Genomic DNA, 24,292 nt, shown 5'->3' on the forward strand with positions numbered 1-24,292 from the left:
TCCAAGCCCTTGGCTACAGCGTCACTGTCGAACCCGCCAACTGACCACGCATCACCCCGAAACGCCCGACCCTGCTGGCGTTCGCTGCCGCTTGCCCACTGAACCACCGATTTTCGGATCAGCATCCCGGGCCGGTCCCCGGACACTCCCCGCGGGCCTGTGCGCTCCCGCCCGGTCCGTCAAACGGTATTTTTGGGCTCGTGACTGCTATTGATCCCACCTCGACCGGCGCGTTCGGCGTCGGGCTCGCGACCATCGCCGCCGACGGCACCGTCCTCGACACCTGGTTCCCCGCCCCCGAGCTGGGCGACGCGCCCACGACGGGCACCGAGCGGCTGTCCGCCGGCGAGGCTCCCGAGCTGGCCGAGCTCGCGGGTCCCGACGCGGCGCGGGGCGTGGAGGTGGTGGCGGTGCGCACCGGCATCGCCAAGCTCTCCGAGGCGCCGGTGGACGCGCACGACGTCTACCTGCGGCTGCACCTGATCTCGGCCCGGCTGGTCAGGCCGCACGGGGTGAACCTGGACGGCATCTTCGGCCTGCTCGCCAACGTCGTGTGGACGAACTTCGGGCCCTGCCCGGTGCCGGACTTCGAGCGGACGCGGCTGCGGCTGCGAGCGCGGGGCGCGGTGACGGTGTACGGGGTGGACAAGTTCCCGCGGATGGTGGACTACGTGCTGCCCTCCGGCGTGCGGATCGCCGACGCCGACCGCGTGCGCCTCGGCGCCCATCTGGCCACCGGCACCACGGTCATGCACGAGGGCTTCGTGAACTTCAACGCCGGCACGCTGGGCGCCTCCATGGTCGAGGGGCGCATCTCGGCCGGCGTGGTGGTCGGCGACGGCTCCGACGTGGGCGGCGGCGCCTCGATCATGGGTACGCTCTCGGGCGGCGGCAAGCAGGTCATCTCGATCGGCGAGCGCTGCCTGCTGGGCGCCAACGCGGGGATCGGCATCTCGCTGGGCGACGACTGCGTGGTGGAGGCGGGCCTCTACGTGACGGCCGGCACGAAGGTCGCCCTCCCGGACGGGACGGTGGTGAAGGCCGCCGAGCTGTCCGGCTCGAACGGCATCCTGCTGCGCCGCAACTCACAGTCGGGCGCGGTGGAGGCGGTGCCCCGCACGGGCGACGGCATCGAGCTCAACGCCGCCCTCCACTCCAACTGACCCACTCCCCCGGCCGCTCCCGGGACGGGCGGCACGTCGCCGCCCGTCTCCCGGTCCTGGGTTCCCCCGCCCTCTGGTGACCCTGGCGTGACGAGCGCCATTCGTGACAGGCCCACCCGGACACCACCGAACCGGCCGACGATTCGCCGTGACGGTGGTGCGGCGGTGAGGCGGGTGAGCGTCTCCCTGGAGGGCCCTCAGCCACGGTCGGCGGGTGGCGCCCACCGTGCGAAGCCGTACGACCCCTTGGTCTTAATGGGCGTGGGAGACCGCAGAGCCGATGGTGTGGACGCGGAGGGCGTTGGTGGAGCCCGGCGTGCCGGGAGGGGACCCGGCCACGATGACCACCTTGTCGCCCTTCTCCAGCCGCCCCGACGACAGCAGCGACGCCTCCACCTGCCGCACCATGTCGTCCGTGTGGTGCACGAACGGCACGTGGAACGTCTCCACCCCCCACGTCAGCGACAGCTGCCCCCGCACGTGCGGCGACGACGTGAAGGCCAGCAGCGGGATCGGCGAGCGGTAGCGGGCCAGGCGGCGGGCCGTCTCCCCCGACATCGTGAACGCGATCAGCGCCTTGGCCCCCACGATGGCGCCCACCTCGGCCGCGGCGCGCGCGATGGCGCCGCCGGTGGTCTCCGGCATGCGCTCCAGCGTGTGCGTGGCGTGCAGGGACGTCTCCTCGGAGGCGCAGGCGATGCGGTCCATCGTGGAGACGGCCTCGACCGGGTAGTTGCCGACCGAGGTCTCGCCGGACAGCATGACGGCGTCGGCGCCGTCCATGACCGCGTAGGCCACGTCGGAGGCCTCCGCGCGGGTGGGGCGCGGGGAGCTCATCATCGAGTCGAGCATCTGGGTGGCGACGATGACCGGGTGGGCCTTCTCGCGGCACAGCTCGATGATGCGCCGCTGCACGATCGGCACCTGCTCCAGCGGCAGCTCGACGCCGAGGTCGCCGCGGGCCACCATGACGCCGTCGAAGGCGTCGACGATCTCGGGGAGCCGGTCGACGGCCTGCGGCTTCTCGATCTTGGCGAGCAGGGGGAGGCGGACGGCCTCCTGCTCCATGATGTTGCGCACCACGTCGGCGTCGGACGGGCGGCGCACGAAGGACAGGGCGATCATGTCGAAGCCGGTGCGCAGCGCCCAGCGCAGGTCGGCCTCGTCCTTGTCGGTCAGGGCGGGGGCGCTGACGTTGACGCCGGGCAGGTTGAGGCCCTTGTTGTCGGAGATCATGCCGCCGATGACGACGCGGGTGATGATGCGGTCGCCCTCGACGCGGGTGGCCTCCAGCACGAGGCGGCCGTCGTCGACGAGGATCGTGTCTCCGGGGCGGACGTCGTTGGGCAGGCCCTTGTAGGTGGTGGAGACCTGCTCGCGGTCGCCGGGCACGTCCTCGGTGGTGATGGCGAAGACGTCGCCGAAGCCGAGCCGGACCGGGCCTTCCTCGAAGGTGCCGACGCGGATCTTGGGGCCCTGCAGGTCGGCGAGCACGCCTACACCGCGGCCGAGGTCGGCCGCCACCTCCCTGACCCGGTCGTAGATCTCTCTGTGCAGATCATGGGTGCCATGGCTGAGGTTGAACCGTGCCACGTCCATGCCGGCGGCGATCAACTCGCGCAGGCGTTCCTTGGACGATGTGGCGGGGCCTAGGGTGCAGACTATTTTCGCGCGACGAGTCACGAGTCCTACCTTAATTGGTACAGACCACTTGGCAGTCACTGACGACGGAGAACGTAACCGACGTAAGAGAACAGAACGAGAACAGCGACCCCCAGACGCGCCACGTTCGTGTATTCGCCCGGGTAGACGACACCCTCGATGTAGTTGTCGATGAACCCGCCGGGAGACAGCCCGTTCATCCCGGCGCGTCGGCGCGCCCAGTTCTCGAGCACCGTCAGCGGGCACTCGACCCCGCTGAGGATCGAGATCACGCCCCAGGCGGCGACGGCCAGGTGTGCCCCTATCGTACGCCGCCATCGCCACGCCACGAACCCGCCCACGGCGAGGTAGGCGAGAAACGCGAAGTGCAGCACCATCGCGGCGTCCGCGATGATGCGATACATCATGGTTCGACGGTAGCCGCGTTCCAGGCGTTGACGACACCGTGGCCGAAGAAGCCGTTGTCGTCCTGGCCGCCTTCGCAGTCCTGGGTCACGGTCTGGCCGTACGCCTTGTACACGTACTCGCGGGGTGACGGGCACGCCTTGCGGGTGGCCGTCTTGTACAGCAGCTCCTCGACGGTGGCGGGGGCGAGTTCGAGCCCGCCCTTGCCGGGCTTGCCGAAGCGGCTGACGAGGATGGCGGCCACGCCGGCGGCGTGCGGGGCGGCCATGGAGGTGCCGTCGAGGTACTGGTAGTAGGAGCAGGTGCCGCGGGTGCAGTCCTTGACGACGTCGGAGCCCTTGGGGTTGCCGTCGGCGTCGATCCGCCCTGCGGCGCGCAGCACGCGCTCGGGCGCGGCGGCCAGGATCGACCTGGTGGCCTTGGCCCCGGTGCCGTCCAGCGCGTCCCCGCCGGGCGCGGCGATGTCGGTCTGCTCGACCCCGTAGTCGCTGTAGATCGCCTTGCGGCCCGAGGGGCCGACCGCGGAGACGGAGATGACGCCGCCCGACTCGGCGGGCACGTCCACGCACGCGTTGTCGACCTGGCGGACCTTCTTCTCGCCCGGCGGGAAGCCGGGGCTCTCCTTGTCGACCTTGGGGTGGCCGAGGTCGGTGGAGCCGTTGCCGAGGGCGGAGATGAGCGTGACGCCGCGCTCGCGGGCGTAGTCGAGCGCCCGCTGCATGCCGGTGATGATGGCCCGCTGTTCGAGCTGCTGTTCCTTGGTGTCGGACTTGTTGGACTTGCAGTTGAACAGCCAGGGGTCGACGTAGTAGCTCATGTTCACGACGTCCACGCCGATGTCGGCGGCGTAGGTGAGGGCGTCGAGGCTCGGCTTGAGGAAGAAGTACCCGGAGTCCTGGCCGGCCCTGATGTTCACGATCTGCACGTCGGGTGCGACGCCGGCGACCCCGATGCCGTTGACGGGCGAGGCGATGGTGCTGGCCACGTGGGTGCCGTGGCCGTCGTCGTCCTCGTCCACGGGGTCCTTGCAGCCGGCGGCCTCGCAGGGGCCGTCGAGGGTGTCGCCGTTCTTGTCCTTGGGGATGTCGGTGACGAAGTTGCGGCTGAGCTCGCGGTTGAAGTTGGGGGCGATGTCGGGGTGCTTGCCGTCCACGCCGGTGTCGATGACGCCGACCAGCACCTTCCTGCTGCCGGGGGCCTTGGCGTGGGCGCGGTCGGCCCCGATCATCCGCATGTCCCACTGGCGGCCGGCCAGCGGCTCTCCTGCGCGTGGCCCGGTGAGCGACTCGGCGTCGGGGAAGGCGGCCGCGCTCGACGTAGATTCCGTACGGGTGCTCGACGTCGAGCCCGTACGGCGGGCGGCCGTCTCGGTGGTGGGGCCGGTCGTGGGGTCGGCGGCGGGGTCGGTGACGAAGCCGATGCTCCTGTCGGGGGACACCCCGACGATGGAGCCGTCCGCCCCCACCTTCTCCACGAACCCGTCGCCGCCCGAGGCCATCAGGTAGCCGAGCCTGGCGTCCTCCCCCACCATGGTGCCGCCGGCCGTGCGGACGGCCTCCCGTGCCTGGCGCTGCCGCCCGTCGGCGTAGAAGACGAGGTACGCGGGGCCCGCGGGGGCGGCGGAGCGCTGCGGTGCCGCGGCAGGGGTCGCCGGCGAGGCCGCGGGCGGGGCCGCCGGGGCCGAGCAGGCGGTGAACACGGCCATGGCGGCCAGCGCCATCCCCCCAGAGGCGACTCGCCGCATGCTTCCCCCATCCACCCAGTGCCGCAGAATATGCATGTTCCCGTCAGTAAACAGCCAATGCAGCTAAGCAGTGAAATTTCGGATGGGAAGTGGTGAAGCGGACCCCACCTGGGAGCCCGCCTCACCTGGCGTTCAGAGCGCATCACACGGGGGTGGATTCCCGCTCGGAGGCGGCCACGAGCTCGGGCGCGTGCGACAGCCGCAGGTCCTTCAGGAACGCCATCAGGATGGCCGCGGCCAGCAGGATCGGCCCCACCCACACGAACACCCCGGTGATCGCGTCGGAGAAGGCGAGCTGCGCGGCGTGCCGCGCGGCCCCGGGCAGCGCCTGGATCGTCTCGGGGGTGAGGGCGGCCTGCCCGGCGGCGAGCCGGCCGCTGAAGACGCCGCCCAGCACGGCCACGCCCACGGCCCCGCCGATGCCCCTGGCGAACGTGACGGCGGAGGTCGCCGCTCCCCTGTCGGCCGCCGGCGTGGTGGTCTGCACGGCGAGCATCACGTTCGGCAGGACCATGCCGAGCCCGGTCCCGAAGAGCACCATGTACGCGCCCGCTGGTCCCGAGGTCCATGGTGGCAAACAGCAGCCCGGCGATCCCGGCGAGCGCCGCCCCGATCACCATGAACCACTTGTACCGGCCGAACCGGTGCACGAGCTGCCCCACCAGCGTGGACGAGACGGCCATCCCGCCCATCAGCGGGAGCAGCAGCAGCCCGGAGTCCGCGGCGCTCGCCCCGCCGGCCAGCTGCAGGAACATGGGCAGGAACGTGGCCGCGCCGAGCATCGCGGTGGCCAGCAGCACGACGGCCGCCACGGGGATCGTGAACGTCCCGTCGCGGAAGAGCCGCAGCGGCAGCACCGGCTCGGCCGCCGCCCGTTCCACCAGCACGAACAGCACGGCCAGCAGCACCGACCCGGCGCCGAGCGCGAGGATGACCGGCGAGGACCAGGCGTGGACGGTGCCGCCCCAGGAGGCGAGCAGCGTCAGGCAGGTCAGCAGCCCGGAGATCAGCACGGCGCCGGACCAGTCGATCCGGTGCGGGGAGACCCGCTTGGGCAGCTTGAGCACGGCGAACGCGACGGCCAGCGCGATCGCGCCGAGCGGCAGGTTGATGTAGAAGATCCAGCGCCAGGAGACGTGCTCGGTGAGGTAGCCGCCGAGGATCGGCCCGGCGACCGTGGCCAGGGTGAAGACCGCGCCGAAGATGCCCTGGAACCTGGCGCGCTCGCGGGGCGTGACCAGGTCGCCGACGATCGTCATGTTGAGGACCATGAGGCCGCCCGCCCCGATGCCCTGCAGGGCGCGGAAGGCGACGAGCTGGCCCATCGACTGCGCGAGCCCGCACAGGGCCGACCCGGCGACGAACACGACGATGGCCGACAGGTAGAGGTTCTTGCGGCCGTACATGTCGCTGAGCTTGCCGTAGAGGGGCGTGGCGATGGCGGACGTCAGCGCGAACGCGGTGACCAGCCACGACACGCTGTCGAGGCCGTGCAGCTCGCCCACGATGGTCGGCATGGCGGTCGCCACGACCGTCTGGTCGATGGCGGCCAGGAACATGGTCAGGATGAGTGAGCCCATGCTCGCCCACAGTGACCCGCGGGATGGGGATAGCATTGAGTGATCTCCTTGCTTCTTTCGCGAGGGCAGGAGCGATCCGCGGCGATCGGGGGTGCCACCCCGGTCGCCGCTTCTCCCTGTGAGGTCAGAGTCCCTTTTCCAGCAGCGCGAACGCCTCGTCGAGCAGCCGTTCCACCGGCTCGCCCGACTCCTGTGACTCCTGGATGGCCGAGATCGTCGCGCCGAACGACGCGACGACGAGCACCCTGGCGTGGATCCTGCCGGTGACACCCGGACGGCTCCTGACGACCTCGAAGACCGTGTCCATGAGCTTGGTCTCGTCGGCCGCCCTGGCCTTGGCCGCCAGCTCTGGATGGCGGCTGCGCAGCTCGATGAACGGCTTCATGTCGCCCCAGATCCCGTTGATCCGGACGGCGAGATCGCGCGTCACGGCCCGCAGCGACTGGAAGGCCGGCTCGTCGGCGGGCCGTGCGGCGAGCAGGTCGATGAGCTCCTCGGGCCGCCAGAGCGGCTCCATGACGAGCGCCTCTTCCTTGGACGCGAAGTAGTTGAAGAAGGTGCGCGGCGAGATGTCGGCCGCCGCGCTGATCGCCTCCACGGTCGCGGCCTCGATCCCCTCGTCGAGCGCGATCCGCACGGCGGCCATCCTGATGGCCCGCCGCTTCTCGGCCCGGCGACGGTCTCGCCGCTGCTGGGGACTCTCCATGCCTTGCACTCTACGCAACACTTGCAGGCCGTGCAAGCTTTACAGACTGTGCAATTCCCCGGACATGCGAAAGCGCCCGCCGTACGGAGGGCGCTCTCTCGGAGAAGGGGTCAGGACCCCCAGGTCACACCAGCGGTCGCGCGGTCGGCAGGATCGGGTACGGCAGCGCCGTGTCCCCGCTCAGATACCGGTCCACGCCCGAGGCGGCGGCCCGCCCCTCGGCGATGGCCCACACGATGAGCGACTGCCCGCGCCCCATGTCTCCGGCCACGAAGACGCCGTCCACCCTGGACATGTACGTCTTGTCGCGCGAGACGTTGCCCCGGGCGTCGTAGAAGCCGTCACCGCCGGCCTCGGCCAGATCCTCCAGCAGCGCGCCCTTCTCGGGCCCGAGGAAGCCCATGGACAGCGTCACCAGCTCGGCCGGGATCTCCCGCTCGGAGCCCGGGATCGGCTTGAACCCGCTCTGCGGCCCCTCGACGTCGACCAGCCGCAGCGCCCGCAGGTTGCCGTCGGCGTCGCCGACGAACTCGGTGGTGGACACGGCGTAGACCCGCGCTCCTCCGCCGTCCTCGAGCTCCTCGTGGGCGCTCTCCATCTTGAACAGCATGGGGTACGTCGGCCAGGGCTGGCTGCCCGGCCTGGTCGCGGGCGGCCTGGGCATGATCTCCAGCTGGGTCACCGACGCGGCGCCCTGCCGGATGGCCGTGCCGATGCAGTCGGCGCCGGTGTCGCCGCCGCCGATCACCACGACGTGCTTGCCCTCGGCCGAGACGGGCGAGCGGTCGTAGTCGCCCTCCTGGACCTTGTTGGACAGCGGCAGGTATTCCATCGCCTGGTAGACGCCCTTGAGCTCGCGCCCGGCCACCGGCAGGTCGCGCCACTGGGTGGCCCCGCCGGCCAGCACCACGGCGTCGAACTGCTCGCGCAGCTCGGCCGCGGTGATGTCGACGCCGACGTTCACGCCGGTGCGGAACTCGGTGCCCTCGGCCCGCATCTGCTCCAGGCGGCGTTCGATGTGCCGCTTCTCCATCTTGAACTCGGGGATGCCGTAGCGCAGCAGCCCGCCGATCCTGTCGGCCCGCTCGAACACGACCACGTCGTGCCCGGCCCTGGTCAGCTGCTGCGCGGCGGCCAGCCCCGCCGGGCCCGAGCCGACGACCGCGACCTTCTTGCCGGTCCTGACGGACGGGGGCTGCGGGGTCACCCAGCCCTCGGCGAACGCCCGGTCGATGATCTCGACCTCAACCCGCTTGATCGCCACCGGGTCGGAGTTGATGCCGAGCACGCACGCCGCCTCGCACGGCGCCGGGCAGAGCCGGCCCGTGAACTCGGGGAAGTTGTTGGTGGCGTGCAGCCGCTCGATCGCCTCGCGCCAGTCGTGGCGGAAGACGAGGTCGTTCCACTCGGGGATGAGGTTCCCGAGCGGGCAGCCGTTGTGGCAGAACGGGATGCCGCAGTCCATGCAGCGCGACGCCTGCTTGGTCAGCTTCTCGCGCGAGAAGTCCTCGTAGACCTCGCGCCAGTCGCTGATGCGGACGTCCACGGGGCGGCGCGCCGGCAGCTCCCGGTCGTGCGTGAGAAAACCCTTGGGGTCAGCCATTCGGTACGCCTCCCTTAACCCTGAACAGCAGCCGCCATGACGGCCTCGTCGATGTCCCTGCCTTCGATGCGGGCGGCCTCGGCGGCGGCCAGCACCCGCTTGTAGTCGGTCGGCATGATCTTGCCGAACCGGCCGAGCGCCGCGTCCCAGTCGGCCAGCAGCTCCTTGGCGACCGGCGAGCCGGTCTCCGCGAAGTGCTTCTCGACCGTCTCCTTGAGGAACTCGCCGTCCTGCTCGGTGAGCGGCTCGATGGCGACCATCTCGCGGTTGACCCGCTCGGGCCTGAGGTCGAGCAGGTAGGCGATGCCGCCCGACATGCCGGCCGCGAAGTTGCGCCCGGTCGGGCCGAGCACGACGGCCCGGCCGCCGGTCATGTACTCGCAGCCGTGGTCGCCCACGCCCTCGACGACCGCCGTGGCGCCGGAGTTGCGCACGCAGAACCGCTCGCCGACGACGCCGCGGACGAACACCTCTCCGGACGTGGCGCCGTACAGGGCGACGTTTCCGGCGATGATCTGGCCGTCCAGCGGGGCCTCGTCGTGCGGCCGGACGGTGATCCGCCCGCCGGACAGGCCCTTGCCGAGGTAGTCGTTGGCGTCGCCGGTCAGCCGCAGCGTGATCCCGCGCGGCACGAACGCGCCGAACGAGTTGCCCGCCGAGCCGGTGAACGAGATGTCGATCGTGTTGTCGGGCAGGCCCTGGCCGCCGTAGCGCCTGGTCACCTGGTGGCCCAGCATGGTGCCGACCGTGCGGTTGACGTTGCGGATCGGCAGCTCCAGCGTCACCGGGGTGCCCTCGTTGAGCGCGCCCTCGGCGAGCTGGATCAGCGTGTTGTCCAGCGCGTGCCGCAGCCCGTGGTCCTGCTCGGCGGTCCTGCGCAGCGCGGTGCCCTCGGGCAGCTCGGGCCGGTGCAGGATCGGCGACAGGTCGAGCCCGCCGGCCTTCCAGTGGTTCTCGGCCGCCGTCATGTCGAGCATCTCGACGTGCCCGATCGCCTCGTCGAGCGAGCGGAAGCCCAGCTCGGCCAGGTATTCGCGGATCTCCTCGGCGATGAACTCGAAGAAGTTGACCACGAACTCCGGCTTGCCGGTGAAGCGCTTGCGCAGCTCAGGGTTCTGCGTGGCGACGCCCACGGGGCAGGTGTCGAGGTGGCAGACCCGCATCATGACGCAGCCGCTGACGACGAGGGGCGCGGTGGCGAAGCCGTACTCCTCGGCGCCGAGCAGCGCGGCGATGACGACGTCGCGGCCGGTCTTGAGCTGGCCGTCGACCTGGACGACGATGCGGTCGCGCAGGCCGTTGAGCAGGAGCGTCTGCTGGGTCTCGGCCAGGCCGAGCTCCCACGGCGCGCCCGCGTGCTTGAGCGATGTGAGCGGCGAGGCGCCGGTGCCGCCGTCGTGCCCGGAGATGAGCACCACGTCGGCGTGCGCCTTGGACACGCCCGCCGCGACCGTGCCGACGCCGACCTCGGCCACGAGCTTGACGTGCACGCGGGAGTCGGGGTTGGCGTTCTTCAGGTCGTGGATGAGCTGGGCGAGGTCCTCGATCGAGTAGATGTCGTGGTGCGGCGGCGGCGAGATGAGGCCGACGCCGGGCGTGGAGTGCCGGGTCTTGGCGATCCACGGGTAGACCTTGTGGCCGGGCAGCTGGCCGCCCTCGCCGGGCTTGGCGCCCTGGGCCATCTTGATCTGCAGGTCGGCCGCGTTCACCAGGTATTCGCTGGTGACGCCGAACCGGCCGCTGGCGACCTGCTTGATGGCACTGCGGCGCTGGGCGTCGTAGAGCCGCTCGGGGTCCTCGCCGCCCTCGCCGGTGTTGGACTTGCCGCCGAGCCGGTTCATCGCGATGGCGAGCGTCTCGTGCGCCTCCATCGAGATCGAGCCGTACGACATCGCGCCCGTCGAGAACCGCTTGACGATGCTCTCGACCGGTTCGACCTCCTCGATCGGGATCGGGTTGCCCGCGCGCAGCTTGAACAGGCCGCGCAGGGTCATCAGCCGCTCCGACTGGGAGTCGACGAGGTTCGTGTACTCCTTGAAGATCTCGTAGCGGCGGGTCCTGGTGGCGTGCTGCAGCTTGAAGACGGTCTCGGGGTTGAACAGGTGCGGCTCGCCCTCGCGCCGCCACTGGTACTCGCCGCCGACCCGGAGCCTGCGGTGGGCGTTCTCCGCGCGCGGGTAGGCGTGGCGGTGGCGCTGCCCGACCTCCTCGGCCAGCACGCCGAACCCGACGCCGCCGAGGCGCGAAGTGGTGCCGGCGAAGCAGGAGTCGATGACCTCCTGGCTCAGGCCGAGCGCCTCGAAGATCTGCGCGCCGGTGTAGGAGGCCACCGTGGACACGCCCATCTTGGACATGACCTTGATGACACCCTTGCCGTACGCCTTGATCAGGTTGCGCACGGCCTTGCGCTTGTCGAGCTGGAGCGCCCCGGTGTCGACGAGGTCCTCGATGGTCTCGATCGCGAGGTACGGGTTGATCGCGCCGGCGCCGTAGCCGATGAGCAGCGCCATGTGGTGGCACTCGCGGGCCTCGCCGGTCTCGATGACCAGGCCGATCTTGGTGCGGGTCTTCTCCTGGATCAGGTGGTGGTGCACCGCGCCGGTCAGCAGCAGCGACGGGATCGGCGCCAGCGTCTCGGACGAGCCGCGGTCGGTCAGCACGATGATCCGCGCGCCGCCCGCGATGGCCCTGGACGCCTCGGCCCTGATCTCCTCCAGGCGGCGCAGCATCGCCTCGCCGCCGCCGGCGACCTCGTAAAGGCCGCTGATGACGTACGGGTGGAAGCCCGGCAGGTCGTGCTCGTCGTTGATGTGGATGATCTTGGCGAGCTCGTCGTTGTCGATCACCGGGTACGGCAGCACGAGCTGGCGGCACGACGAGGGGCCCGGGTCGAGCAAGTTGCCCTCGGGGCCGATGGTGCTGGCCAGCGAGGTGACCAGCTCCTCGCGGATGGCGTCCAGCGGCGGGTTGGTGACCTGCGCGAACAGCTGCGTGAAGTAGTCGAACAGCAGCCGCGGCTTCTCGCTCAGCACGGCGACCGGCGTGTCGGTGCCCATGGAGCCGATCGGCTCCTGGCCCGCCCTCGCCATCGGCGACAGGATGACGCGCAGCTCCTCCTCGGTGTAGCCGAAGGTCTGCTGCCGCTTGACCAGCGCCTCGTGCGTGGGGATCTCGCGCTGCCGCGCGGGAAGCTCCTCGAAGCGGACGAGCCCCGCGTGCAGCCAGTCGGCGTACGGCAGCTCGGCGGCCAGCTCGGCCTTGATCTCGTCGTCCTCGATGATCTTGCCGCGGGCGGTGTCGATGAGGAACATGCGGCCGGGCTGCAGGCGGCCCTTCCTGACCACGTCCTCCGGCCTGAAGTCGAGCACGCCGGCCTCGGAGGCCAGCACGACCAGGCCGTCGGCGGTCACCCAGAAGCGGCCGGGGCGCAGGCCGTTGCGGTCGAGCACGGCGCCGGCCAGGGTGCCGTCGGTGAACGTGATCGACGCGGGGCCGTCCCAGGCCTCCATCATCGAGGAGTGGAACTCGTAGAAGGCCCGGCGCGCGGGGTCCATCTCGGTGTGGTTCTCCCACGCCTCCGGGATCATCATCAGCACGGCGTGGGGCAGGCTCCGGCCGCCGATGTGCAGCAGCTCCAGGACCTCGTCGAAGCTGGCGGTGTCGCTGCCATCCGGGTCACAGATGGGGAAAAGTCGCGAGATATCGCCCGGGATCTGGGCGGACTCCAGCATCGCCTCACGGGCCCGCATCCAGTTGCGGTTGCCCTTGACCGTGTTGATCTCGCCGTTGTGGGCGATGTAGCGGTAGGGGTGGGCCAGCGGCCAGCTCGGGAACGTGTTGGTGGAGAAGCGCGAGTGCACCAGCGCGATCGCCGTCTCGTAACGCTCGTCGCTCAGGTCGGGGAAGAACGGCTCGACCTGGTCGGGGGTGAGCATCCCCTTGTAGACGACCGTCCTGGCGGACAGCGACGGGAAGTAGACGTCGGCCTCGTGCTCGGCCCGCTTGCGCAGGCAGTAGGCCAGCCGGTCGAGCTCCACGCCCTCGCGGCCCTCGGGGTCGGCGACGAACAGCTGGGCGAAGTGCGGCATGACGGCCCTGGCGCTCGGCCCGGGCAGCGCGCGGTCGACCGGCAGCTCGCGCCAGCCGAGCACGGTCAGGCCCTCCTCGGCCGCGATCTCCTCGATCAGGCCGGTGGCGACGCCCCTGGCCTGCTCGTCGGACGGCAGGAAGGCGATGCCGGTCGCGTACGCGCCGGCGGCGGGAAGCGTGAACGGCACGCTCTCGCGGTAGAACCCGTCGGGAATCTGCGTCAGGATCCCGGCTCCGTCACCGGTGTCCGGCTCGCTACCCTTGGCCCCCCGATGATCAAGATTGCACAGCGCCGTCAGCGCCTTGACCACGATCCCGTGCCCCCGGCGCCCCGCGACGTCGGCGACCATGGCGACACCGCAGGCATCATGCTCGTTGGCGGGGTGGTACAGGCCCTGAGGCTCGGGGAACCCGAGGTGGGCAGCAGGCATTTAATCCCTCCCGTCGTCATCGTCTGTCATGAACTGCTCTACAGGCGGGGACGACGTTGGCCCTGCTGCATATCGTGGGTAGAGGTTACCGCAACCTGCCGGAATGGTGCCCGCCACGTCCGCATTGCGAACATTCGGCCTCGCCCGGCATCCGAACTCTCTATCCCAAACCCCGTATGAGGCCTGCGAAATTCCCCCTGGACAGGCTAGATTTCCGGCACGAAGTGCGAGCCCGCTCACCCCGCCCCGGACGGGGATCGGCGGGCCGCGAGCCCTCGATAAGGTTGCCTCCATGGAGCGTGACGGGGTGGAGCGCCTGCTCGACGAGGCCGGGGCCGACAGCAGGCGGCTGCGGCACGCCCTGGCCCTCGTGTGCGACGGCCAGTGGTGGACGCTGGCCGGCCTGGTCAGGGAGACCGCCACGTCCAGGCGTACCGTCGAGGCCCTGCTGCGGGAGCTCACGCTGGAGCGCAAGGGCGACGCCTTCCGCGTCCCCCTCACCCACACCCCCGACTACCAGCACCTCATCGCGCTGGCCCCGCCGCCCGAGGACCCGGTGGCCCACCTGCTCCCCCACTACGCGGCGGTGCTCGACCGGCTGGAGGGCCTGGTCGCCGGGGCGCCGCGCGCCCGCCACACGCTCGACCACGTCGCGGCCACGCCGGAGACGGTGCTGCGCCGGGCGCTGCTGCTGGGCGCCCGGTTCTGGCTGCCCGGCTCGCGGCTGCTGTGCGTGGGCGACCACGACCTGACCTCCCTGGCCGTCAAGCTGGTCCACCCCGAGACCGACGTCACGGTGGCCGACGTCGACGAGCGCATCCTGGCCTACATCGACGAGCAGGGGCTCGGCGTCCGCACCCACTGGGCGGACCTGCGCCTCGGCCTGCCCTCCTCCGTCCGCGACCACGACCTGGCGCTCACCGACCCGCCGTACACGCCGGAGGGGGTGGGCCTGTTCGTGGCGCGCGCCGCCGAGGCCGTCAAGGACGGCGGCCGCATCCTGCTCGCGTACGGCGCGGGCGAGCGCACCCCGATGCTGGCGCTCAAGGTGCAGCGGGCCCTGATGGACCTCAACCTCACGTACGAGGCCATCTATCCCGATTTCAACCGCTATTTCGGGGCAGAAGCCATCGGTTCGGCCGCCGACCTGTACATCCTCCGGCCCACCACCAAGACACGTCCGGCCGTCACGTCGCGCCTGAGCCGCCAGACGACCGCCATCTACACCCAGGGCCCGCAGTCGGTGGAAAGCGCTCAGAGCACGCCCTCGGCGCCGGTGGAGGCGCTCCAGGGGTTCGAGCCCGACCTGCTGGTGGGCGACTGGCCCAAGGAGCTCGGCCAGTCCAGGGTGCGGCTGTCCACCTGGCTGTCGAAGCCGTACGCCGCCGCGCCCGGCCGCGTGGCGATCGCCCTGTCGCCCGGCCTGGAGGCCGCCCTGCCGCGCGTCCTCCTGGCGACCCGCGCCTCCCACGTCCGCGTCGTGGGCTCCGGCCTGCCGCCCCTGCCCGGCGTGCTGGCCGCCGTCTACGAGCCGGGCGCCGGGGGCGACGTCCTGGACGCCGTACGCCTGCCCCAGCCGGACGGCGAGGCGGCCTCGGTGCTGCGCAGGATCCTGGACAACGGGCACGCCAAGCTGGCCAACACGTGGCGCGAGGCTCTGATCGCGGTGGCCCGGGAGCAGGGCACGACCCTGACCAAGAACGAGGCCCGCGCCCTGATCGCCGAGGCCGCGCCGTGGGCCGAGGGCCTGACCCCGCTGGACGCCCCGCTCCACCGCCTGTCCAGCCTCCCGGAGGCCGTCGCGCGAACGGTCACGTCCCTGACCACCACCACCTGACCGGCGCCACCATCCCGTCCCCAAGTTTCCGCAAGGATCGGGCCGGCGGCACGTACGATCTCGGCCGCGCAGACCAGAGGAACGGCCCACACCCGGACCAGGGGCCACCGACCCGTCGCGGAGCCCGCTGAACTCGGCTTTCGGCTGCGGGGTCGCGGGCTGGGTCAGAGCATGGGCTGAGGTCAAGTCGCAGGCTGGAGCCGGTCGCGAGGCGGAGTCAGGTCCCGAGAGGGCGCCAGGTCGCGAGACGGAGTCAGGTGCCGAGGCGGGGCCAGACCGCGAGGCGGAGTCAGGTCGCGAGACGGGGGTCAGGCCGGGAGACGGGGTCAGGCCGGGAGACGGGGTCAGGCCGGGAGGCGGGGTCAGGCCGGGAGGCGGAGTCAGGTCCCGAGGCGGAGTCAGCCTGGAAGGTGCCTGGAAGGTGGGGTCAGGTCGCGGCGACGAGGCGGCCCTGGACCACCCGTCCCAGCCCGTCGAGCGCCACGAGGGCGGCGACCATGTCCTGGGCGGGGGCCGTCCCGCCGACCCAGCTCACGGTCACGTAATGGCCCATGGCACGGGCCTGGGCCCGGCTGTGGGCGGCCTCGAAGGCGGCGTCCTGACGTACGAACCCGTCCTTGCCCAGCGCCGCCACCAGCGCGTCGGCCGCGCGCCCGTCGCCCAGGTTGAAGATCACGAACTGCCCCGCCATCCCACCGCCGGTGTAGATGGCCTGGAGCGCCTGCGTGCAGCCCGTGGCGGAGGTGCCCCAGAGGATCTCGTCGCAGTCGGCGAACTGCCGCGTGGAGCTCACCCGCATGCCGCCGAGAGTCTGGGTGGCAGGGGTGAAGACCTCGTCCGGGGTGAGGGGCGCGGCGTCGTTCTGGCGCGTGTCGATGGCGGCGTAGAAGGCGGAGGTGGGCTCGGCGTGGAAGCCGGCTGGCCTGGGCTCGTCGCCGCGCAACCACAACCAGCCGCCGACGGCGATGATCGCGCAGGCGACCACCGCGGAGAAGGCTACTCGGCGCGACCCCATCAGGACGGCGGTCCCGTGATCGAGACGACGCGGCGGTAGACCGCCTTCTCGGCGCCGCGCAGGGCGAGCGTCAGGGAGACGAAGTCCTCGCCGGGGCCAGGCTCCGCGCCGTCCGCCCGGCCGAGCCACACCAGGCCGACGTAGTGGCCGAGCGCGTAGCCGCCCGCCTCGGAGTAGCCGCCCGAGGGGAAGGCCGCCTTGGAGGATGCGAGGGGGCGCGTCCACCCGGCGCGGTAAAGAGTCTTCAACGACTCGACCAGGTCGGCGGCGGACCGGCCGTCCTTGAGGTTGAGCAGCGTGTACTGGCCGATGTAGCGGCCGTCGGAGCTGGCGTAGAGGCCGCGGGCGGCCTGGGTGCAGCCGGCGTCCGACACCTGGTCGAGCAGCTCCGTACCCCACAGGGCCGTGGCGCAGTCGGCGTCGAGCTTCTTGGCGACCAGCTTCAGCTTGAGCTTCTTGCTGACGGACAACTCGCTCTGGCCGAACACCTCCTTCTCGGTGAGCGCCCGCTTGTCCTTCGCCCTGTCCATGACGGCATCGAACAGCTTGGGAGAGCTCCAGCCCCTGAACTCGTGCGGCAGCGTCGTGTCGGGCGCGACCGCGGCGGCCTCGGCCCGGCGTTCCGGGGTGTAGTCGCCTATGGAGTTGATCGCGACGACCAGCCCTCCCATGCCCGCCAGGACCCCGACGACGGAGGCGATGACGACGATCAGGCGCTGCTGCTTCGGGCGCAGGCCCAGGCCGGTGAGGATGGGGAGCTGCCAGTCGGAACGCGGGGTCCGCCGCCGCTTACGCCCGAACCGCCCACCACCGTCCGTCTCGCCGGCGATCCGCCCGTCATCGACGCCAGGCCCGCCCTCACCCGCAGGCCCACCATCGAGGCCGAGCTCATCATCAGCGCCATACCAGTCATCGATGGCAGGCCCGCCCTCGGCGCCCCGCGCCGCAGCCTCGTCTGCCTGCCCGCGACCACGAGCCCCGGCCTCGGAACGGCCGCCGCCCTTCGCCCTGCCGGACGACCGCCGCCCGCGGGGCCGCTCAACCGCCTCGAACCCCCCGCTCACCACCGAGCGGTCTAACACTTCAGCGTCACTCACGAACGACCGGTCGAGCGGCCCGGCGTCGCCTCCCCCTGCACGGCCATGCGCCTCGCCGTCACCATCGAACCACCGGGCAAGCGCCTCCGGATCGCCGCCTACCGAGCGGTTACGTCCTTCGCGGCCCCCACTCGCCGATGCGCCGCGCGTGTCCGGGGCGACGTCATCCGCGCCCGCCGCCGCGCGCCCGCGACGCATGCGCGCCCTCCGCCCACCACGGGACCCGGCCGAACGCCCATCACCCTCGCTTCCGGCCGCCGACTGACCGCCGCCGGGCCCCTGAGCCGACCAACCACCACTCTCCAGACCCGACGCGGCATACCCACCCCCTTCCACGCCCGGCGCCGCGAAACCACCCCCGGCAACGCCCCCCGACAGGCCACCACCACCCGGCCCCTGAGCCGACCAACCACCACTCTCCAGACCCGAGGCGGCATACCCACCGCCATCCACGCCCGGCGCCGCGAAACCGCCCCCGGCAGCGCCGGACCCGGCACCACCGGTTGTGTCGCCGAAGCCACCCCTGCCGGCTCCAGGCCCGGCAATCCCGCCACCGCTGGGGCCGTAGCCGGGCCGCCCGTTACCACTCGAGCCGCCATCGGACCAGCCACCACCATCGGGGCCACGGTCGGACCAGCTGCCACCATCCGCGCCCTGGCCGGCCCAGCCACCATCATGACCTTGCCCGAACCAGCCGCCATCCGCCCCCGGTGCCGACCCGCGTCCGTCACCACCGTCGGCGGCGGCGTGGCGGCTACCCCGCGTGCGGCCCGGACTGTCCATCCCACGCATGCCGCCCGCAGCGTCCATGCCGCGCATGCCGTCCATAGCATCCGTGCCACGTGCACGGCCCGCGCCTTCTACGCCGCGCGTGCCGCCCATAACGTCCATGCCGTCCATGTCGCGTGCACGGCCCGCGCCCTCCACGCCTCGCGCGCGGCGCCTGCCGTCCATGCGGCCGGCGCCGTCGGCGCCTCGCACGCCGCGCCCGCCGTCCATGCGTTCGGGGCCGTCCGTACCTGGCGCGCCCCTCCTGCCTCGGGTGCGGCCCGTACTCTGCGTGTCACCGGAGCCCCGGCCGCCCGCTGTGCTGCCCCAAGCGTCGAAGCCGACTCCATCGTCGCCGCGCCCTCCGGCGTCAGCGAGGCCCCATGAGTCGATCTGGCCGCTTGCGTCGCCGCGCCCCATGAGGTCGCCGCGCCCTCTGGCGTCGGTACGGCCCCTGCTGTCGGTGCGGCCCCTGGCGTCGCCGCCCAGACCGTCGCTGCGGCCCCACGCGTCGGTGCTGCCCAGGCCCTCCGTTCCGCCCCGGCCCTCCGTTCCGCCCCGGTCCTCGGTTCTGCCTCGGCCCTCGGTACGGCCCCGGGCGTCGGTGCGGGCATCCGGGTCGGTGTGGGGTGAAGGGCGGCCGTGCGAGCCCGAGCCACCTCGTCTGCGGGCCATCACACTCCCGCCGCGCCGATCAGGTTGCCGACGCCGAACGTGACCGCCGCGGCGACCCCGCCCACCACCAGCTGCCGCAGCCCCGAGAACCACCAGGTGCGCGCCGTCACGGCGGAGACCAGCGCGCCCGCCGCGAACAGCGCCAGGCAGGACACCACCGCGGACGCCAGCAGGTCACGGGCGCCGAACAGGTACGGCAGCAGCGGCAGCACCGCCCCCACGCTGAACGACAGGAACGACGACACCGCGGCCACCAGCGGTGACGGCAGCTCGCCGGGCGCCACGCCCAGCTCGTTGCGGGCGTGCACCTCCAGCGCGCGGTCGGGGTTGCGGGAGATCTGGCCGGCCACCTCGGCGGCCAGGTCGGGCGACACGCCCTTGTCGACGAAGCTCTGCGCCAGCTCCGCCTGCTCGTCCTCGGGGTGGCGGGCCAGCTCGCGGCGCTCCACGGCGATCTCGGCCTGGGCCAGCTCGCGCTGGCTGGCCACCGACACGTATTCGCCGCCCGCCATGGACAGCGCCCCGGCCGCGAGCCCGGCGACGCCGCTCAGGGCGATGACCTTCGTGTCGGCCGTGCCGCCCGCGACACCGGCGATGAGCGCGAAGTTCGACACCAGGCCGTCCATCGCGCCGAACACCGATGGCCGCAACCAGCCTCCGGTGACGTCGCGGTGCTGGTGGTGCATCTCCGCGCGACCGCTCATCGAGGGTTCTTCCCCTTGGTCACGACCTCGCCCTCGGCGCCGGAGAGGTCGCTCTCGGAGGTGTCCGCGACGTCGCGCGCCTCGGCCTCGGAGGCCGTCTCCACCTCCGAAGTCGTCTCCGCCTCAGAGGCCCCCGCCTCGGACACCTCCGCTTCGGAGGTCTCCTCCTCGGAGGTTTCGGTGGCGGTGCTGGCCGAGGCGGGCTTGTCCGGGTCTCCCGGCCCGGTGGATGTCACGGAGCTCGCTGTGGAGCCCTCGGACTGGTCCGCGGCCGGCTCGGTGTCTCCCTCCCCGGCCGTCTCGGCGGCCGCGTCGGCCTGGTCGGCCTGGTGGGCCGGGTCGGCCGCGTCCGGTGGCAGCACGACCTCCACGCTGTCGCGCTTCCTGGCCAGCCAGAAGTACGCCAGCGCGCCGACGAACACCACGATCGACGTCCACTGGTTGAGCCGCAGCCCGAGGAAGGTCACCGCGTGGTCCACCCCGCCCACGGGGTCGATGCGCAGGCCCTCGATCCAGAAGCGGCCCAGGGTGTAGCCCGCGACGTAGAGGGCGAACAGCCGCCCGTGGTGCAGCAGCAGGCGCCGGCCTGCGAAGAGCAGCGCGAAGCCGAGCGCCAGGTCCCACACCGACTCGTACAGGAAGGTCGGGTGGTAGAGGACCCCCGGCTCGCCGCCGTGGTCGGCGTCGATCTCCAGGCCCCACGGCAGCGTGGTCGGCGAGCCGTAGAGCTCCTGGTTGAACCAGTTTCCCCAGCGGCCGATGGCCTGGGCGAAGGCGATGCCGGGCGCGACCGTGTCGGCGACGGCGCTCATGGAGATGCCGCGCCGGCGCACGGCCCACCAGACGCCGAGCGCGCCCAGCGCGATCGCGCCCCAGATGCCGAGGCCGCCCTCCCAGATGAACAGCGCCTGGATGGGCTCCTTGATCGCGCGGCTGCCGAAGTAGGTCTGCCAGTCGGTGATGACGTGGTAGAGGCGGCCGCCGATCAGCCCGAAGATGACCGCGGGGACGGCGATGTCGACGATCGTCCCCTTCTGGCCGCCACGGGCGCGCCAGCGCCGATCGCTCAGCCATACGGCGACGATGACGCCGAGCACGATGCATAGCGCATAAGCCCGGATCGGGATGATTCCGAGATACCAGACCCCCTGAGAAGGGCTGGGAATCGAGGCAAGGGGCATGTCAGGTGAGGGTAGCGGAAGTGAGGCTACTTGGCCGCCCCCGTAATCTCCTCTCGCAATTGCTGCGGGGTGAAGAGTACGGAATTGTCGATTTCCGTGCCGTTCAGTTTCACCGTCGGCGTATGCTCCAGCTTCTGCTCGTCAGCGATCTTCTTGCTGTACGAGAGCTGCGCGTCGGCGTTCTTCCCGCTGGTCACGCACTGGTCGAAGCCCGGCGAGGTCACCCCCGCGTCCTTGCCCCAGCTCTTCAGCTGGTCGGGCGTGAAGCCCGCCTCCGTCTCGGAGGGCTGGTTCTGGTAGAGCAGGTCGTGGAAGGCCATCCACTGCTTGCCGTCGGCCACGCAGCGGGCGGCGCTGCCCGCGCGTACGGAGTTGGACTTGGTCGGCTCCTGCGAGAAGATCGTGATCGGGTGGTAGACGACCTTCGCCTTGCCTTCGGCGGCGAGGTTCTTGAACGTCTGGCCGCTGACCCGTTCGAGCTCCTTGCAGGCCGGGCACTGGAAGTCCTCGTAGATGTCCACCACGGGCGAGGTGACGCCCTGCTTGGCCATCACGACCGAGCCGTCGGACTGCACGGTGATCGGTGCCAGCGAGCCGGAGGCCACCTCCGACTGGGACGCACTCGCCAGATACCACCAGCCGAACCCCACCGCCGCCACCGCGACCACGCCCGCGGTCGAGTAGGTGGCGATCCGCCTGCGCCTGTCACGGGCACGGGCGGCGGCCTGCTGTTCCTTGATCTTCTCGCGCGCCGTCTTGGTCTTGGTGCGCTCAGCTTTGCTCATCGTCGTACTCCCCCTCACTACGATTGTCGCCTCCGAGGCCGAGTGCACCGTCCAGCGCGTAACGGCCCGGCGGGAAACGCACCGCCCAGATTCCGAGCAGGGCGAGCCCGAAGTCCCGCAGGATGTCCAGCAGGTAGGTCGGCTCCTGCCCCACCCCGAGCTGGCCGCCGCCGCCGAAGCAGCCGCAGTCGATCCGCAGGCCGTGCGCCCACGCCCAGGCGATGCCGAACACGAAGGCGAGCATGAGCAGCCCGGCGATCACCGCCGCCACCCTGGTCAACAGGCCGACGACCAGCAGCAGACCGACGACGATCTCGAGGATCGGCAGGGCGTAGCCCACCGAGACCGCGACCGACTCGGGCAGCAGTTGGTACGCCTTGACCGCCAGGACCGAGTCGGCCGGGTTGCCGATCTTCAGCGCGCCCGCCGCGATCAGCACCCCACCCAGGACCAGCCGGGCGACCGTCGTCACCCAGGGTATCGCGGCGAAGGCCCTCGGTGACGATAGTGACGCGTCCACGGGTCATCTCCTCTTTCTCTGCGCCTGACGCGGGCCGGAAGCGCCCGCGACCGGCCGGGACCGGCTGGGAACGAACCAGGGCCGGTCGGGAACGGGCCGGGAATGGGCACAGTACCGGGAACCCATATGACCACGTGCCGGATAAGCGCCGGCTAAGCCGTGTCTCGCCCGGTCACGCCGCGGGCGCGCGACCGAAGGGGCTCGCGCGCACGGCGGCGAGCCCGGTGGCGTAAGGGCTGTTAGCGGCGCACGCCCTGGGCCATGTCGCCGGCCAGCTGGGCGATGGAGGCGCGGCCCGCGGCCTCGTCGGGCGCGTCGAGGATGCGGCGGATGAACGCCGACCCCACGATCACGCCGTCGGCGTAGCGCGCCACCTCGCCGGCCTGCGCTCCCGTGCCGACGCCCAGACCCACGCAGACCGGAAGGTCGGTGTGCTGCCGGGTCCGCTCGACCAGGCCCTCGGCGGCGACGTTGACCGTCTCCCTGGCGCCCGTGACGCCCATCAGGGAGGCCGCGTACACGAAGCCCGTGCAGCAGTCGACGACCGCCTTGATGCGGTGCTCCGTCGAGCTGGGCGCCACCAGGAACACCGTGTCGATGCCCGCCCCGGCGGAGGCGGCGCGCCACGGCTCGGACTCCTCCGGCGTCAGGTCGGGCGTGATCGTGCCCGTGCCGCCGGCGTTGGCCAGGTCGCGGGCGAACCGCTCGGCGCCGTACTTGTCGATCGGGTTCCAGTACGTCATGACGAGCGTGGCGGCACCGGTGGCGGCGACCCCCTCGACCGTGCGCAGCACGTCGGCGATGCGGGTGCCGTTGGTCAGCGACCTGTGCACCGCGTCCTGGATCGTCGGCCCGTCCATGAGCGGGTCGGAGTAGGGCAGGCCGATCTCGATGACGTCGCAGCCGGCCTCCACCAGGGCCGCGGCGGCGGCGACGTCACCGCCCTTGGAGGGGAAGCCCGCGGGCAGGTAGCCGACGAGCGCGGCCCGGTTGTCCGCCTTGGCCTTGGCGAAAACCGTCTGAAGAGTCGTCATGTCTGTCCGTTTCGAAGCTCGAGTCACGTCATGGTGTCCCCGCCACGCGGGGGTGGCGACTCGTCAGAGGTTGAAGTATTTCATCGCCGTGCCCATGTCTTTGTCGCCGCGGCCGGAGAGGTTGACCAGGATGGTCGCCTCCGGGCCGAGCTCGCGGCCCAGCTCCAGCGCGCCAGCGAGGGCGTGGGAGGACTCGATGGCCGGGATGATGCCCTCGGTCCTGGCCAGCAGCGAGAACGCGGTCATCGCCTGGTCGTCGGTGACGCCGTGGTAGGTGGCGCGGCCGGAGTCCTTCAGCCAGGCGTGCTCGGGGCCGACGCCGGGGTAGTCGAGCCCGGCCGAGATCGAGTGGGACTCGATGGTCTGGCCCTCGTCGTCCTGCAGCACGTACGTGCGCGAGCCGTGCAGCACGCCGACCGAGCCCGCCGTGAGCGTCAGCGCGTGCTCGCCGCTCTCCAGGCCGTGCCCGGCCGCTTCGTAGCCGTGCAGCTGGACGTCCTGGTCGCCGATGAAGGCGTGGAAGACGCCGATCGCGTTGCTGCCGCCGCCGACCGCCGCGCACACCGCGTCGGGCAGCCTGCCGGTCAGCTCCTGGATCTGGCGGCGGGCCTCGACGCCGATGATGCGGGCGAAGTCGCGCACGATCTCGGGGAACGGGTGGGGCCCCGCGACGGTGCCGAACAGGTAGTGGGTGGTGTCGACGTTGGTCACCCAGTCGCGGAACGCCTCGTTGATGGCGTCCTTCAGCGTCTGGGAGCCGTTGGTCACCGGCACCACGGTGGCGCCGAGCAGCTTCATCCGCGCGACGTTGAGCGCCTGGCGCTCGCAGTCGACCGCGCCCATGTAGATCACGCACTCGAGGCCGAGCAGGGCGGCCGCGGTGGCCGTGGCCACGCCGTGCTGGCCCGCGCCGGTCTCGGCGATCACGCGCTTCTTGCCGAGCCGCTTGGTCAGCAGCGCCTGGCCCAGCACGTTGTTGATCTTGTGGGCGCCGGTGTGGGTGAGGTCCTCCCGCTTGAGCACGATCCGCGCGCCGCCGGCGTGCTCGCTGAAGCGCGGCACGTCGGTGAGCGTGGTGGGCCGCCCCGCGTAGGTGCGCAGCAGGTGGTCGAACTCGCGCAGGAACTCCGCGTCGTTCTTGGCCTTCTCGTAGACCGCGGCCACCTCGTCGAGCGCCGGGATGAGCGCCTCGGGGACGAACCGGCCCCCGAAGATGCCGAACTTGCCGCGCACGTCGGGGTCGTCGCCGTGCGGGCCGTTGCCCGCCAGGTCGGCGGCGGTCAGGATGGAGCC

General features: G+C 71.6%; 17 protein-coding genes and 1 pseudogene. 2 read left to right on the forward strand and 16 right to left on the reverse strand.

Features of this window, described 5'->3' with window-relative positions:
* Positions 1–200: 200 nt before the first annotated feature.
* A complete protein-coding gene (dapD, locus tag FH608_RS44610) occupies positions 201–1,163 on the forward strand; it encodes a 2,3,4,5-tetrahydropyridine-2,6-dicarboxylate N-succinyltransferase (protein ID WP_139637244.1) in 963 nt (320 codons plus the stop codon).
* A 252-nt stretch (positions 1,164–1,415) separates the two neighbouring features.
* On the opposite strand, the gene pyk is transcribed toward dapD, so the two are convergent.
* The 8 genes and pseudogenes from pyk to gltB form a co-directional block, all read right to left on the reverse strand.
* A complete protein-coding gene (gene pyk, locus FH608_RS44615) occupies positions 1,416–2,846 on the reverse strand; it encodes a pyruvate kinase (protein ID WP_139637245.1) in 1,431 nt (476 codons plus the stop codon).
* Between the two features lie 35 nt (positions 2,847–2,881).
* A complete protein-coding gene (locus tag FH608_RS44620) occupies positions 2,882–3,232 on the reverse strand; it encodes a DUF2784 domain-containing protein (RefSeq protein ID WP_139637246.1) in 351 nt (116 codons plus the stop codon).
* Positions 3,229–4,974, reverse strand: a complete 1,746-nt coding sequence (locus tag FH608_RS44625) for a S8 family peptidase (RefSeq protein WP_139637247.1) — start codon at positions 4,972–4,974, stop codon at positions 3,229–3,231. The genes FH608_RS44620 and FH608_RS44625 overlap by 4 nt, the downstream gene beginning before the upstream one ends.
* A 142-nt stretch (positions 4,975–5,116) precedes the next feature.
* A complete protein-coding gene (locus FH608_RS52105) occupies positions 5,117–5,515 on the reverse strand; it encodes a hypothetical protein (RefSeq protein WP_193318988.1) in 399 nt (132 codons plus the stop codon).
* Positions 5,516–5,600: 85 nt separating this feature from the next.
* Positions 5,601–6,590: pseudogene (locus FH608_RS54595) on the reverse strand (MFS transporter); the annotation flags it as partial.
* 88 nt (positions 6,591–6,678) lie between these two features.
* Complete coding sequence (locus FH608_RS44635) at positions 6,679–7,260, reverse strand: TetR/AcrR family transcriptional regulator (protein WP_139637249.1); 582 nt, start codon at positions 7,258–7,260, stop codon at positions 6,679–6,681.
* Positions 7,261–7,384: 124 nt separating this feature from the next.
* Positions 7,385–8,863, reverse strand: coding sequence for a glutamate synthase subunit beta (locus tag FH608_RS44640; protein ID WP_139637250.1), 1,479 nt, complete (start codon positions 8,861–8,863; stop codon positions 7,385–7,387).
* A gap of 14 nt (positions 8,864–8,877) precedes the next feature.
* The gene (gene gltB, locus FH608_RS44645; protein WP_193318976.1) at positions 8,878–13,383 is read right to left on the reverse strand and encodes a glutamate synthase large subunit; all 4,506 of its coding nucleotides are present in this window, start codon (positions 13,381–13,383) and stop codon (positions 8,878–8,880) included.
* 292 nt (positions 13,384–13,675) lie between these two features.
* On the opposite strand from gltB, the gene FH608_RS44650 reads away from it, so the two are divergent.
* Positions 13,676–15,220, forward strand: coding sequence for a bis-aminopropyl spermidine synthase family protein (locus FH608_RS44650; RefSeq protein ID WP_226900467.1), 1,545 nt, complete (start codon positions 13,676–13,678; stop codon positions 15,218–15,220).
* A 427-nt stretch (positions 15,221–15,647) separates the two neighbouring features.
* Here the strand turns inward: FH608_RS44650 and FH608_RS44655 are convergent, their stop codons facing one another.
* From FH608_RS44655 to trpB, 8 genes are all read right to left on the reverse strand, one after another.
* Positions 15,648–16,205 (reverse strand): hypothetical protein, encoded by a 558-nt coding sequence (locus FH608_RS44655; protein ID WP_139637251.1) that lies wholly within the window; start codon positions 16,203–16,205, stop codon positions 15,648–15,650.
* A 29-nt stretch (positions 16,206–16,234) separates the two neighbouring features.
* A complete protein-coding gene (locus FH608_RS44660) occupies positions 16,235–17,299 on the reverse strand; it encodes a hypothetical protein (protein ID WP_139637252.1) in 1,065 nt (354 codons plus the stop codon).
* A gap of 1,475 nt (positions 17,300–18,774) precedes the next feature.
* Positions 18,775–19,479: a VIT1/CCC1 transporter family protein gene (locus FH608_RS44665; protein ID WP_139637253.1), complete on the reverse strand. Its 705-nt coding sequence runs from the start codon at positions 19,477–19,479 to the stop codon at positions 18,775–18,777.
* Entirely contained in the window at positions 19,476–20,576 is a 1,101-nt protein-coding gene (lgt, locus tag FH608_RS44670; protein ID WP_394367740.1) for a prolipoprotein diacylglyceryl transferase, read from the reverse strand. Before lgt ends, FH608_RS44665 begins: the two co-directional genes overlap by 4 nt.
* 110 nt (positions 20,577–20,686) lie before the next feature.
* A complete protein-coding gene (locus FH608_RS44675; protein ID WP_139637254.1) occupies positions 20,687–21,445 on the reverse strand; it encodes a DsbA family protein in 759 nt (252 codons plus the stop codon).
* Positions 21,432–21,917 carry a MauE/DoxX family redox-associated membrane protein gene (locus tag FH608_RS44680; RefSeq protein ID WP_139637255.1) on the reverse strand — a complete coding sequence of 162 codons (486 nt, stop codon included), beginning with the start codon at positions 21,915–21,917 and terminating at the stop codon, positions 21,432–21,434. Before FH608_RS44680 ends, FH608_RS44675 begins: the two co-directional genes overlap by 14 nt.
* Positions 21,918–22,204: 287 nt before the next feature.
* Positions 22,205–22,999, reverse strand: a complete 795-nt coding sequence (gene trpA, locus FH608_RS44685) for a tryptophan synthase subunit alpha (RefSeq protein WP_139637256.1) — start codon at positions 22,997–22,999, stop codon at positions 22,205–22,207.
* A gap of 63 nt (positions 23,000–23,062) precedes the next feature.
* Complete coding sequence (trpB, locus tag FH608_RS44690; protein WP_394367745.1) at positions 23,063–24,286, reverse strand: tryptophan synthase subunit beta; 1,224 nt, start codon at positions 24,284–24,286, stop codon at positions 23,063–23,065.
* Positions 24,287–24,292 lie beyond the last annotated feature (6 nt).

The sequence above is a fragment of the Nonomuraea phyllanthi genome (genome assembly GCF_006334985.2).
Taxonomy (GTDB): Bacteria; Actinomycetota; Actinomycetes; order Streptosporangiales; family Streptosporangiaceae; genus Nonomuraea; species Nonomuraea phyllanthi.

What these genes read in the sequence shown, in the direction of transcription:
- FH608_RS44620 (WP_139637246.1), bottom strand. Translation starts at nt 3,232, where the DNA reads ATGATGTATCGCATCATCGCGGACGCCGCGATGGTGCTGCACTTCGCG.
- FH608_RS44625 (WP_139637247.1), bottom strand. Translation starts at nt 4,974, where the DNA reads ATGCGGCGAGTCGCCTCTGGGGGGATGGCGCTGGCCGCCATGGCCGTG.
- FH608_RS52105 (WP_193318988.1), bottom strand. Translation starts at nt 5,515, where the DNA reads ATGGTGCTCTTCGGGACCGGGCTCGGCATGGTCCTGCCGAACGTGATG.
- FH608_RS44635 (WP_139637249.1), bottom strand. Translation starts at nt 7,260, where the DNA reads ATGGAGAGTCCCCAGCAGCGGCGAGACCGTCGCCGGGCCGAGAAGCGG.
- FH608_RS44640 (WP_139637250.1), bottom strand. Translation starts at nt 8,863, where the DNA reads ATGGCTGACCCCAAGGGTTTTCTCACGCACGACCGGGAGCTGCCGGCG.
- gltB (WP_193318976.1), bottom strand. Translation starts at nt 13,383, where the DNA reads ATGCCTGCTGCCCACCTCGGGTTCCCCGAGCCTCAGGGCCTGTACCAC.
- FH608_RS44650 (WP_226900467.1), top strand. Translation starts at nt 13,676, where the DNA reads ATGGAGCGTGACGGGGTGGAGCGCCTGCTCGACGAGGCCGGGGCCGAC.
- FH608_RS44665 (WP_139637253.1), bottom strand. Translation starts at nt 19,479, where the DNA reads ATGAGCGGTCGCGCGGAGATGCACCACCAGCACCGCGACGTCACCGGA.
- FH608_RS44675 (WP_139637254.1), bottom strand. Translation starts at nt 21,445, where the DNA reads ATGAGCAAAGCTGAGCGCACCAAGACCAAGACGGCGCGCGAGAAGATC.
- trpA (WP_139637256.1), bottom strand. Translation starts at nt 22,999, where the DNA reads ATGACGACTCTTCAGACGGTTTTCGCCAAGGCCAAGGCGGACAACCGG.